The 12667-nt window shown below is 71.5% G+C and carries 13 protein-coding genes; 1 reads left to right on the top strand and 12 read right to left on the bottom strand.

Going from position 1 to position 12667, the window contains the following annotated elements:
* Positions 1–12: 12 nt before the first annotated feature.
* Positions 13–969 (bottom strand): non-homologous end-joining DNA ligase, encoded by a 957-nt coding sequence (gene ligD / locus H4Q84_RS00460; RefSeq protein WP_248581475.1) that lies wholly within the window; start codon positions 967–969, stop codon positions 13–15.
* 33 nt (positions 970–1002) lie between these two features.
* Between ligD and H4Q84_RS00455 the strand changes: the two genes are divergently transcribed.
* Positions 1003–1758: an AAA family ATPase gene (locus tag H4Q84_RS00455; RefSeq protein ID WP_248581474.1), complete on the top strand. Its 756-nt coding sequence runs from the start codon at positions 1003–1005 to the stop codon at positions 1756–1758.
* A 6-nt stretch (positions 1759–1764) separates the two neighbouring features.
* Here the strand turns inward: H4Q84_RS00455 and H4Q84_RS00450 are convergent, their stop codons facing one another.
* The 11 genes from H4Q84_RS00450 to mihF form a co-directional block, all read right to left on the bottom strand.
* A complete protein-coding gene (locus H4Q84_RS00450) occupies positions 1765–2964 on the bottom strand; it encodes a hypothetical protein (protein WP_248581473.1) in 1200 nt (399 codons plus the stop codon).
* An 80-nt stretch (positions 2965–3044) separates the two neighbouring features.
* Complete coding sequence (locus tag H4Q84_RS00445) at positions 3045–4400, bottom strand: transcription antitermination factor NusB (RefSeq protein WP_248581472.1); 1356 nt, start codon at positions 4398–4400, stop codon at positions 3045–3047.
* Entirely contained in the window at positions 4393–4821 is a 429-nt protein-coding gene (locus H4Q84_RS00440; RefSeq protein ID WP_248581471.1) for an MmcQ/YjbR family DNA-binding protein, read from the bottom strand. Before H4Q84_RS00440 ends, H4Q84_RS00445 begins: the two co-directional genes overlap by 8 nt.
* A 172-nt stretch (positions 4822–4993) precedes the next feature.
* Positions 4994–5926, bottom strand: coding sequence for a methionyl-tRNA formyltransferase (gene fmt, locus H4Q84_RS00435; RefSeq protein ID WP_248581470.1), 933 nt, complete (start codon positions 5924–5926; stop codon positions 4994–4996).
* 13 nt (positions 5927–5939) lie between these two features.
* Positions 5940–6485 (bottom strand): peptide deformylase, encoded by a 546-nt coding sequence (def, locus tag H4Q84_RS00430; protein WP_248581469.1) that lies wholly within the window; start codon positions 6483–6485, stop codon positions 5940–5942.
* A gap of 103 nt (positions 6486–6588) precedes the next feature.
* Positions 6589–8628 (bottom strand): primosomal protein N', encoded by a 2040-nt coding sequence (locus H4Q84_RS00425; RefSeq protein ID WP_248581468.1) that lies wholly within the window; start codon positions 8626–8628, stop codon positions 6589–6591.
* A gap of 137 nt (positions 8629–8765) precedes the next feature.
* Entirely contained in the window at positions 8766–9956 is a 1191-nt protein-coding gene (gene metK / locus H4Q84_RS00420; RefSeq protein ID WP_248581467.1) for a methionine adenosyltransferase, read from the bottom strand.
* A gap of 72 nt (positions 9957–10028) precedes the next feature.
* Entirely contained in the window at positions 10029–11297 is a 1269-nt protein-coding gene (gene coaBC / locus H4Q84_RS00415) for a bifunctional phosphopantothenoylcysteine decarboxylase/phosphopantothenate--cysteine ligase CoaBC (protein ID WP_248581466.1), read from the bottom strand.
* 12 nt (positions 11298–11309) lie between these two features.
* Complete coding sequence (gene rpoZ, locus H4Q84_RS00410) at positions 11310–11654, bottom strand: DNA-directed RNA polymerase subunit omega (protein ID WP_248581465.1); 345 nt, start codon at positions 11652–11654, stop codon at positions 11310–11312.
* 34 nt (positions 11655–11688) lie between these two features.
* Complete coding sequence (gene gmk, locus H4Q84_RS00405) at positions 11689–12303, bottom strand: guanylate kinase (RefSeq protein ID WP_248581464.1); 615 nt, start codon at positions 12301–12303, stop codon at positions 11689–11691.
* Positions 12300–12620, bottom strand: a complete 321-nt coding sequence (mihF, locus tag H4Q84_RS00400; RefSeq protein ID WP_248581463.1) for an integration host factor, actinobacterial type — start codon at positions 12618–12620, stop codon at positions 12300–12302. Before mihF ends, gmk begins: the two co-directional genes overlap by 4 nt.
* Positions 12621–12667 lie beyond the last annotated feature (47 nt).

Genomic DNA, 12667 nt, shown 5'->3' with positions numbered 1-12667 from the left:
AGTAGTGGTCGGTTAGTCCTCCAGCTCCGCCGGCGTCTCCGCGCCCTCGGCCTCGTCGCGGTCGGCCCACTCCAGCAGCGGCGCGATGTCGAACGCGTGGTCGTCGATGTCGCCATGCAGGTCACCGATCGACGCGAAGCGCTCGGGCATCGTGAAGATCGTGAAGTCGTGCGGAGTCACCGCGTCGACCTCGTCCCAGCGGATCGGCGCCGAGACCCGCGCGTCGGCGAAACCACGCACCGAGTACGCCGCGGCGATGGTGTGGTCGCGCGCGTTCTGGTTGTAGTCCACGAAGAGGTGGGCCGGGTCGCGGTCCTTGCGCCACCACGCCGTCGTTACGTCCTCGGGTGCACGGCGCTCGACCTCACGCGCGAAGGCGAGTGCGGCGCGGCGTACTGCCTTGAAGCCGTGCTCGGGCGGGATGCGCACGTAGATGTGCAGCCCCGAGCCACCGGACGTCTTCGGGAACCCGACCGCCCCCAGGTCGTCGAGCACCTCGCGCGCGACGTGGGCGACGCGCTGCACGGTCGCGAAGTCGCACTCCGGCCCCGGGTCGAGGTCGATACGCCACTCGTCGGGCTGCTCGGTGTCGGCGCGCCGGCTGTTCCACGGATGGAACTCCACGGTCGACATCTGCACCGCCCAGATCACCGACCCCAGCTCGGTGACACAGAGCTCGTCGGCGGTGCGTTTCCAGCGCGGGAAGAACAGCTCGACGGTCTCGACCCAGTCAGGGGCGCCGGCCGGCAGCCGCTTCTGGTGCACCTTGTCGCCCGCCAGACCCTTCGGGAAGCGGTGCAGCATGCAGGGCCGCTCGAAGAGCGCGTTGACGATGCCCGGACCGACGGACAGGTAGTACTCGACGAGGTCGAGCTTGGTCGCGCCCGACTCCGGGAAGTAGACGCGGTCGGGGTTGGTGACCTTGACGACCCGGTTGTCGACCTCGATCTCGACGAATGGCGAAGGCACGGCACCAACCTAGCGAGCCGTAGCGTGTGGCCCATGGACTTCGACCAGCCACCCGTGGTGCGCGTCGACACCTGGCCGGACCGGCGGCCGAGCGTCGAGCACTGGCCGATGACGATCCCCGCGGTGCGGCAGGTCGTCGACGAGGGCCTCGAACTGGGCAAGGGCGTGACGTTCCTGGTCGGCGAGAACGGCTCGGGGAAGTCCACCCTGGTCGAGGCGATAGCTGTCGCCTACGGACTGTCTCCCGAGGGCGGCACGGCGCAGGGTCAGCACTCGACGCGCCCGAGCGAGTCGCCGCTTGCCTCCTCCTTGCGGCTCGAACGCGGGCTCGGAGCCGGCAGGTGGGGCTTCTTCCTGCGGGCTGAGTCGATGCACGGTTGGTACACGTTCGTCGAGAAGTTCGTCGAGGACGCGGCGAAGGCCGGCGCGGGAGCGCCACGTCGCCCCGAGCCGAATTACCACGAGATGAGCCACGGCGAGTCGTTCCTCACCGTGCTCGCCACCAAGTTCTCGTCCAGCGGCTTCTACTGCCTCGACGAGCCCGAGGCCGCCCTGTCCTTCACCTCGACCCTCAGCCTCATCGGCACCCTGCTCGAGCTCGTCGAGGGCGGCGGCCAGGTGGTCTGCGCGACCCACTCGCCGGTGCTCGCCGCACTGCCCGGCGCGCGCATCCTCGAAGTCGGTGAGTGGGGGCTCCGCGAGGCTGAATGGGCCGACCTGGCGATCGTCGACCACTGGCGCCGCTTCCTGGATGCACCGGAGGCCTATCTCCGGCACCTTGTCGACTGAGTCGGGCTACGGCGTCTGGCTGGGCGGGGGCTCGGTCGGCAGCAGTGCGGGCGCGTTCTCCGGCGTGGCCGGCGGCTCCGGAGTCGGGAGGGGAGACAGCGCCGGAATCGGGGTGGGAGACGGCGCCGGAGTCGGTGTCGGCTGCGAGGTGGGGCTCGGCTGCTTCACCCTGTCAGCCTTTGACCTGTCGGGCTGCTTGGTCGGCTCGGGCTGCTTCGTCGGGTCGGTGGCCTCGTCCGAGCCCGGTCCGGGCTGCGGCGCCGGCTCGACGAGCACCCCGTCGCTCACGTTCGCGTCGGCGTACTCGGAGTCGGCCATCCGCCACCGGTAGTACGTCGCGACATCAGGGTCGACAGTCGCGCGCACGATGGCGTCGGGGTCGGAGAAGGTCGGTCCGCCCACCGGCTTCCAGTCCGCGGTGCCCGCCACCCGCTGTTCGAGGATGAGCGGGTCACCGAGTCGACGCGAGGAGTCACGCTCGGACCAACCGCGGAGGGTGACCGGACGGCCGGGCGTGGCAGCTTCCGCGGCGATAGAAGTGGTGGCCGTGAACCCCTCCAGGTCGTAGGTGGACTGTCCGTAGGTGAGGTTGTCGATGTTGAAGGAGGTGCCGTCGCAGCCGAACCCCGAGACGACGTAACCGGGACCGTCGCCGTGCGCGGCGACGAAGTCGCGCAGCAGCGCACCGGAGGAATCGCCGAGCGGCTGCCGGGTGGCGAGGTCGTGGGCCTGCCAGGTGAACGACGCTGCCGACACGTCGACACGCTGCCAGCCGGGCGCGGCAGCAAGGTCGGCCCGGCCGAGCCAGGCCTGGCCGGCGGGCAGGTCGGGCGAGATGTACCAGACGTAGGACACGCCGCTGGTCGCACCGTCCGGGTTGACCGCCATCGAGACGTCGCCGAGCAGGCCCATCGAGGTCGTCTGATGGACCACCCCGGCCGCGGTGCCGGCGCCCGCCATCGCGAGGCCGAAGCTGCGTCGACCGAGCGGCGCCCCGTCGGGGCCCCGGTTGATCCGCAGGCCGGGCATCGTGGTGCCGGAGGCGAAGAAGCCCGCACACGGCACGTAGGTCAGGAACGTCTGGTCGTCGAGCTGGGTGCTGCCGGGCACGACGCGCGCGTCAGCCGCGCTGGCCGGGGATCCCAGGGCCAGGCTGGCGACACAGGCCACCACGGCTGTGGCGGCGAAACGTCCGACAACGCGCATGAACAACTCCCCCGAGTTCGTGAGTCTCCATCCCACCATCCCCCTGGTCGCTTGCCAAGGCGGATATGGGGGACATTCGGCTACAAGTTGCGCCGGACGAGCGCCATGAACATCGCGTCGGTGTGGTGCCGGTGCGGCCAGAGCTGGACGGTGCCGGGCAACGGACCGTCACAGTCGGGTACGTCGCCGAGCAGCGCACGCGCATCATCGAGCTGTGCGTCGGGCCGGCGGGACAGCGCCGTCTCGACCACACCCCGCGTCTCGGCCAGCACCGGCGAGCAGGTCGCGTAGAGCACGACTCCCCCCGGCCGGACACTCTCGATCGCCGACTCGAGCAGCGCCTCCTGCAGCGGCACCAGATCGCTGACGTCGCCGGGCGTCCTGCGCCAGCGTGCCTCGGGTCGGCGGCGCAGGGCACCGAGCCCGGAGCACGGTGCGTCGACGAGCACCCGGTCGAACGTGCCCGGCGCCCACGGCCGGGCGGTGCCGTCGGCGGTCAGGATGCCGAGCACTCCGTCGGCGCCGGCCAGGTTGCGGCGTACGAGGAGGGAGCGGTGATGCTGGCGCTCGGCGGCCACCAGGCCGGCGCCCTGGGCGGCCGCGAGCCCGGCGAGCAGCGACGCCTTGCCGCCCGGACCTGCACACAGGTCGAGCCAGGTCTCCCCCGCACCGCCGTTCACGGCGGCGCGAGCGAGAGCGATCGAGACCAGCTGGGAGCCCTCGTCCTGCACGCCTGCACGACCATCGGCGACCGCCCGGACAGCACCCGGGTCGCCGGAGGCCAGCACGACGCCGTACGGCGAGAAGGTGGTCGGCTCACCGGGCAGCTCGGTCCGGTCGACCCGGCCCGGCCTCGCGGCCAGCACCACGCGGGGCGCGTCGTTGTCGGCGGTGAGCAGCGCGTCGAGCTCGTCGGTGCCGACGGCGCGGGTCAGCTCCTCGACGACCCAGCGGGGGTGGGAGTAGGCCACGGAGGCGTAGCCGACGGGGTCGGCGCCCGGGTCGGGTGCCACGCGGCGCACCCAGCCGTCGAGGTCGTGCTGCGAGACCTTGCGCAGCACCGCATTGGTGAGGCCGGCCGGCCCCTGGCCGACGCGGGCGCGCACCAGGTCGACGCTCGACGAGATGGCGGCATGGTCGGGCACGCGCATGCCGAGCAGCTGGTGCACGCCCAGACGCAGCGCGTCGCGGACCTTCGCCTCGAGCTTCGGCTTGGTGAGACACGCGTCGATCACCGCGTCGTAGGTGCCCTGGCCGCGCAGCGTGCCGGAGACCAGCTCGGTGACGAACGCCGCGTCGCGCCCGCTGAGCCCGTGCTCGCGCAGCACGTGAGGCAGCACCAGGTTGGTGTACGCGTCGTCGACCCTGACCGCCTTGAGCACGTCGTACGCCGCAAGCCGGGCCGGGTCGGCGCGGCTCATCCGACGCTCAGTCATCGGCGAAGTTCTGGGCAAAGTATTGGGCGACCAGCTTCTTGGGCGCTCGGTGCGCCCACGCGTCGGTGATGATCTCGGCCAGCTCGTCGCGGGTGATCTCGCCGAGGCGGCTCTGCCGCACGAGCACCGCGTTGAAGCCCTTGAAGTGGTCGATGGTGAAGAACGGCGTCGACTCGTCCTCGACGAGCGACAACTTCTCGGCCTCGGTCGGCGTGATGATGACGACCAGGTCGTCGTACATCTCGCCCGTGTCGGGGTCTACCGCCGTCTTGTGCGGCATCCGGAACAGCAGGAAGCCCTTGCCCTTGCCGCCTCTGGGCACCTTGTACGTCGGCCGGTCGCCCCACGAGATGCCGAGCTCGACCTCGGGCAGCGACATGCATATGTCGTCGATGTCCTCCGGTCGGGCCTTCGTGCTCACGGGTCGCACCCTAGTAGGTGCCTCTCTGCTCTCGGCCGTCGCGAGCGTCGTCCCGCGGAGTGCATCGCAAGGCGGAGGAGGGACGCGATGCGCCAGCATCGATGACTGACGACAACGCAGCGAGGTGCCCGCAGGGCGGCGTGCAGCAGGCCACGGAGCAGGGAGACGCCCGCTAGGAGTCGCCGAGGCGGGCACCGGACTCCAGACGTACGCCGCGGGCCCAGTCGGCCGCGGGCATCAGCTTCCGGCCGTTCGGCTTGACGTCGCCGAGCTGTACGACGCCGCTCGCGGTGCCGATGTACACGGCGTTCTTGGTGACCTCGATCCGGCCGGGCTTCAGCTCCTCGTGGTCGGCCACGGGGATGACCGGGCCGAGCTTGAGCCGCTGGCCGTCGAACGTGGTCCACGCACCCGGGGCGGGCGTGCAGGCGCGCACCCGGCGGTCGACGGCAGTTGCGCGCTCGTGCCAGTCGACCAGGGCGTCCTCGACGGCGATCTTGGGGGCCAACGAGATGCCTTCGGCCGACTGCTCCCGGGCCTCCAGCTCACCCGACTCGATGCCGTCGAGCGTCCTGACCAGCAGCCCGGCGCCGCCCTCGGCCAGCCGGCCGAGCAGGTCTCCGGACGTGTCGGTGTCGCGGATGCGTTCGGTCATCACGCCGAACACCGGCCCCGCGTCGAGCGCCTTGACGATGCGGAAGGTGGTCGCGCCGGTGACCTCGTCGCCGGCCCAGATCGAGTGCTGCACCGGCGCGGCGCCTCGCCACGCGGGCAGCACCGAGAAGTGCAGGTTGACCCAGCCGTGCACGGGGATGTCGAGTGCGCTCTGGGGCAGCATCGCGCCGTAGGCAACGACCGGGCAACAGTCGGGGCGCAACGCCGCGAGCTCGGCCTGGAACGCCGGGTCGCGCGGGTGGTCGGGCTTGAGCACCGGCACCCCGAGCTCGTCGGCGCGTACGGCGACCGGGCTGGCGACCAGCTTGCGACCACGCCCGGCGGCAGCATCGGGGCGCGTGACTACGCCGACGAGCTCGTGGTCGGAGGCGGCGATCGCGTCGAGGGCGGGTACGGCGACCTCGGGCGTGCCGGCGAAGACGATGCGCATCAGCTCTGCTCCTTCACCAGGCGAGCCCGTTCGTGGCGTGCGGGCTGACCCGGACCGTCGGCTGCTCGAGCCCGAACCACTCGGACTCGCGAATCTCCTTCATCGCGGCCTTCCGGGAGGCCGTGTCCAGCCGGTCGAGGAAGAGGATCCCGTCGAGGTGGTCGGTCTCGTGCTGGATCGCCCGGGCGAGCAGCTCGGAGGTCTCGATGCGCACGGGCTCGCCGTACATGTCGAAGCCGGTGGCGACCACCGACAGCGCGCGCAGGCAGTCATAGGTCAGCTCGGGCAGTGACAGGCAACCCTCGGCGCCGTCCTGCTGCTCGTCGGAGAGGGTGAGCTCCGGGTTGACCAGGTGGCCGACCTCGTCGTGCACGTTCCAGGTGAAGACCCTCAGCCCGACGCCGATCTGCGGCGCGGCCAGCCCGGCGCCCGGCGCCTCGAGCATGGTGTCGGTGAGGTCCTGGACCAGCGTGCGCAGCTCCTTGTCGAAGGAGTCGACGGCCACGGCGGGCTTGCGCAGGATCGGGTCACCGAACAGGCGGATGGGTTGGACGGCCACACGGTCTCCTCGGTCTCGGCGCTCGCTGTCGAGCGCGGGCCAGTCTAGGGAGTGTCCGCACGAAGCCCGCACCCGCGTGGACCCGGGTCCCGGGCCGCGAGGCTCACAACGACGGTGGGTCGACCTGGATGCGTACGGCGTCAAGCTTGCGCGCCGATCGCACCCGCTGGAGCTCGCCCAGCGCGGTCGACAGGGAGGCTCCCAGCGCACGGGGCACCCGGACCACCAGCCTTACCTCCTCGGATGTCGGGTCGTCGCTGACGGCGACCGGGCCGAGCACCTCGGCAGCCGCGGGTGGTGCGAGCAGGGTGAGCGCGTCGTCGACCGCGCCCGGCTCGCCCGTGACCGTGGCGAGGCGTACGGCGGGCGGCAGGTGCGTGGCCAGGCGCTGGTCGTTCTCACGGGTGGCGAAGCCGGCCGGGTCCCAGCGGACGAGCGCCTGCAAGGCGGGGTGCGCCGGGTCGCCGACCGCGATCACCCGACCGCCGGCTCGCACCAGGCCGGCCGCGCCGAGCCAGCGCCGCAGCGCCTCCTCGTCGGTGCGCAGGTCCGTGCGCGCGAGCGTCAGCCAGGTGTCGAGGATGACGACTCCCGCGTAGCCGCCCTCGGCAGCCGGCTCGGCACCTGGCGTCGCGACGACGATCTCGGGACGGTCGGGGACGCTGGCGCGCACGTGGTCGCCGCTGGACGTGCGGATGGTGGTGCTGGCGAACATCCGGCCGAGCTCCTCGGCGGTGCGCGCGTCACCGAGCACCGGTGCCCGCAGCCCGCGATGGCCGCACTCGGGGCAGGCCCAGCCCAGCGCCTCGTGACCGCACCAGCGACAGTGCGGCGGCGCCGTCGGCCCGGCGAGCAGGAGCGGCCCGGCGCACTCCCTGCACCGGGCCGGCGTGCGGCAGCGTTCGCACGCCAGCGACGCGACATACCCCTGGCGTGGGGTCTGCACCAGCACCGGTCCCTGTTGGAGTGCGTCCCTGACGAGGTCGCGTACGGCGCTGGGGATGCGGGTGCCGATGGCGCGGTCCTCGCCGGGCACGACGGCCGTCGCAACCTGTGCCCGGACGTGGTCGCGGCTGGTGACCAGGGGTCTGGCCCAGCCGGTGCGCAGCAAGTAGTCGGCCTCGCAGGTGCGGGCGAAGCCGCCCACCAGCGCGGCGGTGCCCTGCTGCTCGGCGCGCAGGAGCAGGACCTCGCGGGAGTGGGGGTACGGCGCGCGCGGCTCGGCATGCAGGTCGTCGCCGTCGTCCCAGATGACGACCAGGCCGAGATTGTGCACGGGGGCGAATGCCGCAGACCGGGTGCCGACGACGACGTGGGCGGCGCCGCGGGACACCATCAGGAACTGCCGGTAGCGCTCGGCCGGACCGCTGTCGGCAGTCAGCGCGACATGGCGGCCGGCCCCGAGGACCGCGTCGAGGGCCGCGGACACCCGCTCGACGTCGCGCTTGTCGGGCACGCAGACCAGCACACCCCGGCCACCCGCGACCGTGAGGGCCGCCGCGTGGGCGACAAGGGTCTGCCAGCCGGCGCCGGGCGGTGGGTTCCAGACGGCGCGCGGCGACCCGCCTGCGGCGAGGTGAGTGAGGAACGCTGCCGCGTGCTCGTGCGCCGCCCACGCCTTCCCCGCTGCCGCCGGGTCCGCCACCAAGGGTTCGGACGGCACCGACGGCTGCTTCTCGATGGTCGCATGCCGCGGCGGCACGGCGAGGCGGAGCACGTCGGCCCGGGAACCGGCGTACCGCTCGGCGACACCTGCAGTCAGCGCCGCGATCTCGGGTGCCAGCACCGGCTCACCGCTCACCACCCGCCTCAGGGGGGTGAGCCGCCCGGTGTGCTCACTCGTCTCCGCGCGCTCGACGACGTAGCCGTCGACGTCCTGGCCGGCGAAGCGGACCTTGACCCGTGCGCCCGGCATCGCGGTCTCGGCCATCTTGGCGGGCACCGTGTAGTCGAACGGCCGGTCGAGATGCGCCAGCGGCACGTCGACGAGCACCCGGGCGACCGGGTCGACGGTGGCCGGCTCGGCCTCGGCGGCCTTGCGGGTGCGAGTGGCCGCGGCCTTGGCTCGCGAGTCCTCCACGGCGGCGCGCAGGCCGGGCAGCATGTCGGGGTGGCCGCCCGTCTGCCCATGGTTCGCCGTCATGGCAGATGTCTATCAGCGGGGGCCGACAGCGCCGGATCGGGCTCAGGTCCGTGGGGTTCCGTGAAGATTGTGGGGTTTGCACGCGCCACGAACTTCATGGCCCCCCGCCTGGGCGAGGGACCATGAACGACGAAACCTCAGACCCCGACAGCAGCCTTCAGCGCGTCGGCGCGGTCGGTGCGCTCCCATGTGAACTCGGGCAGCTCACGACCGAAGTGGCCGTACGCCGCGGTCTTGGCGTAGATCGGGCGCAGCAGGTCGAGGTCGCGGATGATCGCGGCCGGGCGCAGGTCGAAGACCGCCAGCACGGCTTCCTGGATCTTCTCGTCGGAGACGGTGCCGGTGCCGAACGTCTCGATGAAGACACCGACGGGCTGGGCCTTGCCGATCGCGTAGGCGACCTGCGCCTCGCAGCGACGGGCCAGGCCAGCGGCCACGACGTTCTTGGCAACCCAGCGCATGGCGTAGGCGGCCGAGCGGTCGACCTTCGACGGGTCCTTGCCGGAGAAGGCGCCGCCACCGTGGCGGGCCATGCCGCCGTAGGTGTCGACGATGATCTTGCGGCCGGTCAGGCCGGCGTCGCCCATCGGGCCGCCGACGACGAAGCGCCCGGTCGGGTTGACCAGCAGGCGGTAGCCCTCGGAGGGGATGGAGAAGGTGTCGAGCACGGGGTCGATGACGTGCTTCTTGATGTCACTCTCGAGGGTGTCGAGCTCGGTCTCCTCGGAGTGCTGGGTGGACAGCACGACGGTGTCGACGCGCACCGGGCGGTTGTCCGCGTCGTACTCGATGGTGACCTGGGTCTTGCCATCGGGACGCAGGTAGTCGAGCGTGCCGTCCTTGCGGACCGCGGAGAGCTTCTCAGCGAGCCGCTGGGCGATCACGATCGGGAGCGGCATCAGCACGTCGGTGTCGTCGCAGGCGTAGCCGAACATCAGGCCCTGGTCGCCCGCGCCCTGCTTGTCCATCGCGTCGACCGAGCCGGTGCGGCTCTCGTGACCTGTGTCGACGCCTTGGGCGATGTCGCCCGACTGGCCGCCGATGGCCACCATGACGCCGCACGATGCGCCGTCGAAGCCCTTGGTGGAGGAGTCGTAGCCGATCGCGAGGATCCGGTCGCGGACCTTCTGCTTGATGTCGACGTAGCCGGTGGTCGAGACTTCGCCCGCGACGACCACGAGGCCGGTCGTGAGGAGTGTCTCCACGGCGACGCGGCTGTGCGGGTCCTGCTCGAGCAGGGCGTCGAGGACCGAGTCGCTGATCTGGTCGGCGATCTTGTCCGGGTGACCTTCGGTCACCGACTCCGAGGTGAAAAGACGTCCAGCCACAGTTGCTCACTCCCGCGCTTGTTGGTGTTGCCGCTCACGATATCGGCCGTCCCGCGGACCGGGATGGCGGTCTCAATCTTGCAGTCTCGACACCACTTCGTCCCAAATGACGTGGGCCAGGGCCGCTTTCGAACCATGGGGTACGGCGCGGCGACCGCCGTCGGCGCCGAGGATGACCGCCTCGTTGTCAAGGCTGCCGAACACGGCGCCGCCGCTCACGTCGTTGACCACCAGCAGGTCGCAGCCCTTACGGGCCAGCTTGGCAGCGGCGAGCTCGAGGACCGATCCGGTGTTGTCGCCGGTCTCGGCGGCGAAGCCGACGATCAACGCCCCCGGGCGGGCCCGGTCGTGCGAGATCTCGGCCAGGATGTCGGGGTTCTGGGTCAGCGCGATCGATGGTGACGACCCGTCGGCTGCCTTCTTGATCTTGTGCTCGCTGGTCGCAGTGGGCCGGAAATCGGCGGGCGCGGCGGCCATCACGACCGCGTCGGCACTGGCCGTGGCGGCCACGACGGCCTCTCGCAGCTCGGCCGTGGTCTCGACGCGGATCACGGTCACGCCGGCAGGGTCGGGCAGCGCGACGTTGGCGCTGACCAAGGTCACCGAGGCACCCCGTGCGGCAGCGGCCCGAGCCAGGGCGTAGCCCTGCAAGCCTGACGATCGGTTGCCCAGGAACCGCACCGGGTCGAGGTACTCACGCGTGCCACCCGCCGACACCACGACGTGCCGGCCGGCCAGGTCGGGCGCGGACGCACCGCGGGCCAGCACCTGGACCGACAGCTCGAAGATCTCGTCGGGGTCGGGCAGCCGGCCCTTGCCGGTGTCCTTGCCGGTGAGCCGGCCCTCGGCCGGCTCGATGACGAAGAGGCCGCGCGAGCGCAGGGTCTCGACGTTGGCGGCGGTGGCCGGGTGCTCCCACATCTCGGTGTGCATGGCCGGCGCGAAGACGACCGGACAGCGCGCGGTGAGCAGGGTGTTGGTGAGCAGGTCGTCGGCCAGCCCGTGGGCGGCCTTCGCGAGCAGGTCGGCGGTTGCTGGTACGACGACCACGAGGTCGGCGGCCTGGCCGATCCGCACGTGCGGGACCTGGTGCACGTCGGTCCAGACGTCGGGCGAGACGGGCTTGCCCGACAGCGCGGACCAGGTGGCCGCTCCGACGAACTGCAGTGCGGCGGCGGTCGGCACGACCGTGACGTCGTACCCGGACTCGGTGAAGCGGCGCAGCACCTCGCACGCCTTGTAGGCGGCAATGCCGCCGGAGACCCCCAGAACGACTCGGGGCCGCGTCCCGGAGGGGGACGCGGCCTCGATGTCGGAGCCGGGCGGAGTGCTCGTGCTCAACGCGGTGGTCGACTACTCGCTGGAGGCGAACGGGTCGGCAGCGGTCTTCTCTTCGCGGGCGGCCTTCGCGGCAGCCTCTTCGGCGGCGAGCTCGGCCGGGTCCACGTCCTCACAGGTCAGCAGGTCGCCGGCGATCTCGCGGAGCGCGATCGAGAGCGGCTTCTCCTGGACGTGCGTGTCGACCAGCGGGCCGACGTACTCGAGGAGGCCCTCACCGAGCTGGGAGTAGTAGGCGTTGATCTGCCGGGCACGCTTGGCGCTGTAGAGAACCAGCTTGTACTTGCTGTCGGTCTTGGTGAGCAGGTCGTCGATCGGGGGGTTGGTTACGCCCACCGCGGCGATGTTGGGTGCAGACACGCGTCAGCCTCGCAGATTGTCGGGATGTGCTCGATCACAGGTCGAACCGATGTTCGTCGTCGAGCAGCATCAAGTCTACCAACTCCTCGGCTGCAGAGTGAACTTCGTGGTTGACGATGGTGACGTCGAACTCCCCTTCGGCGGCCAGCTCGTCGCGCGCGGTCTCGAGCCGGCGCTCGCGTTCCTCGTCGGTCTCGGTGCCGCGACCGACCAGCCGGCGCACCAGCTCGTCCCACGACGGCGGCATCAGGAAGACGAACCGGGCGCCCGGCATCGTCTCGCGCACCTGCCGCGCGCCCTGCAGGTCTATCTCGAGCAGGGCGGGCAGTCCCTTCGCCAGGGCCTCCTCGACCGGCTTGCGCGGCGTGCCGTAACGCGCCCGCTTGTGCACGACCGCCCACTCCAGCAGCTCGCCGTGCTCGATCATCGCGTCGAACTCGTCCTCGGAGACGAACCAGTAGTGCACGCCGTCCTGCTCCCCGGGCCTCGGCTTGCGAGTGGTGGCGGAGACGGAGAGCCAGACCTCCGGATGCTGCTTGCGTACGTCGGCAGCCACGGTGCCCTTGCCCACGGCTGTGGGCCCGGCCAGCACGACGAGCCGGGACGGCCGCGCGGTGTCAAACCCCGCGGCCGGATCGGGATCGGTCACTCGCCCGGGGCGAACTCGCGCTCCAGCGCGGCCACCTGCTTGGTGCCCAGGCCGCGGACCCGGCGGCTCTCGGCGATGCCGAGCCGCTCCATGGTCTGACGGGCCCGCACCTTGCCCAGACCGGGCATCGACTGGAGCAGGTCGACGACGCGCATCTTGCCCACCACGTCGTTGCGCTGGCCCTCGCTCAGCACATCGGCGATCGAGGCGCCGGAGTTCTTGAGCCGGTTCTTGACCTCGGCGCGCTCACGACGGGAGGCGGCGGCCTTCGCCAGCGCTGCCTGGCGCTGTTCGGGAGTGAGCGGGGGCAGAGCCACGGGTGGGGTCCTCGTTCTGTGGGGTTGCTCGCAACGGGTCGGTCCGG

The organism is Nocardioides sp. InS609-2, from assembly GCF_023208195.1.
GTDB lineage: Bacteria > Actinomycetota > Actinomycetes > Propionibacteriales > Nocardioidaceae > Nocardioides.
This window is presented reverse-complemented; position numbering and strand designations above follow the sequence as displayed.

Excerpts from the sequence above, each read along its gene's own strand:
- H4Q84_RS00445 (WP_248581472.1), bottom strand. The coding sequence starts at position 4,400 with ATGACTGAGCGTCGGATGAGCCGCGCCGACCCGGCCCGGCTTGCGGCG.
- fmt (WP_248581470.1), bottom strand. The coding sequence starts at position 5,926 with ATGCGCATCGTCTTCGCCGGCACGCCCGAGGTCGCCGTACCCGCCCTC.
- H4Q84_RS00425 (WP_248581468.1), bottom strand. The coding sequence starts at position 8,628 with ATGACGGCGAACCATGGGCAGACGGGCGGCCACCCCGACATGCTGCCC.
- H4Q84_RS00455 (WP_248581474.1), top strand. The coding sequence starts at position 1,003 with ATGGACTTCGACCAGCCACCCGTGGTGCGCGTCGACACCTGGCCGGAC.
- H4Q84_RS00450 (WP_248581473.1), bottom strand. The coding sequence starts at position 2,964 with ATGCGCGTTGTCGGACGTTTCGCCGCCACAGCCGTGGTGGCCTGTGTC.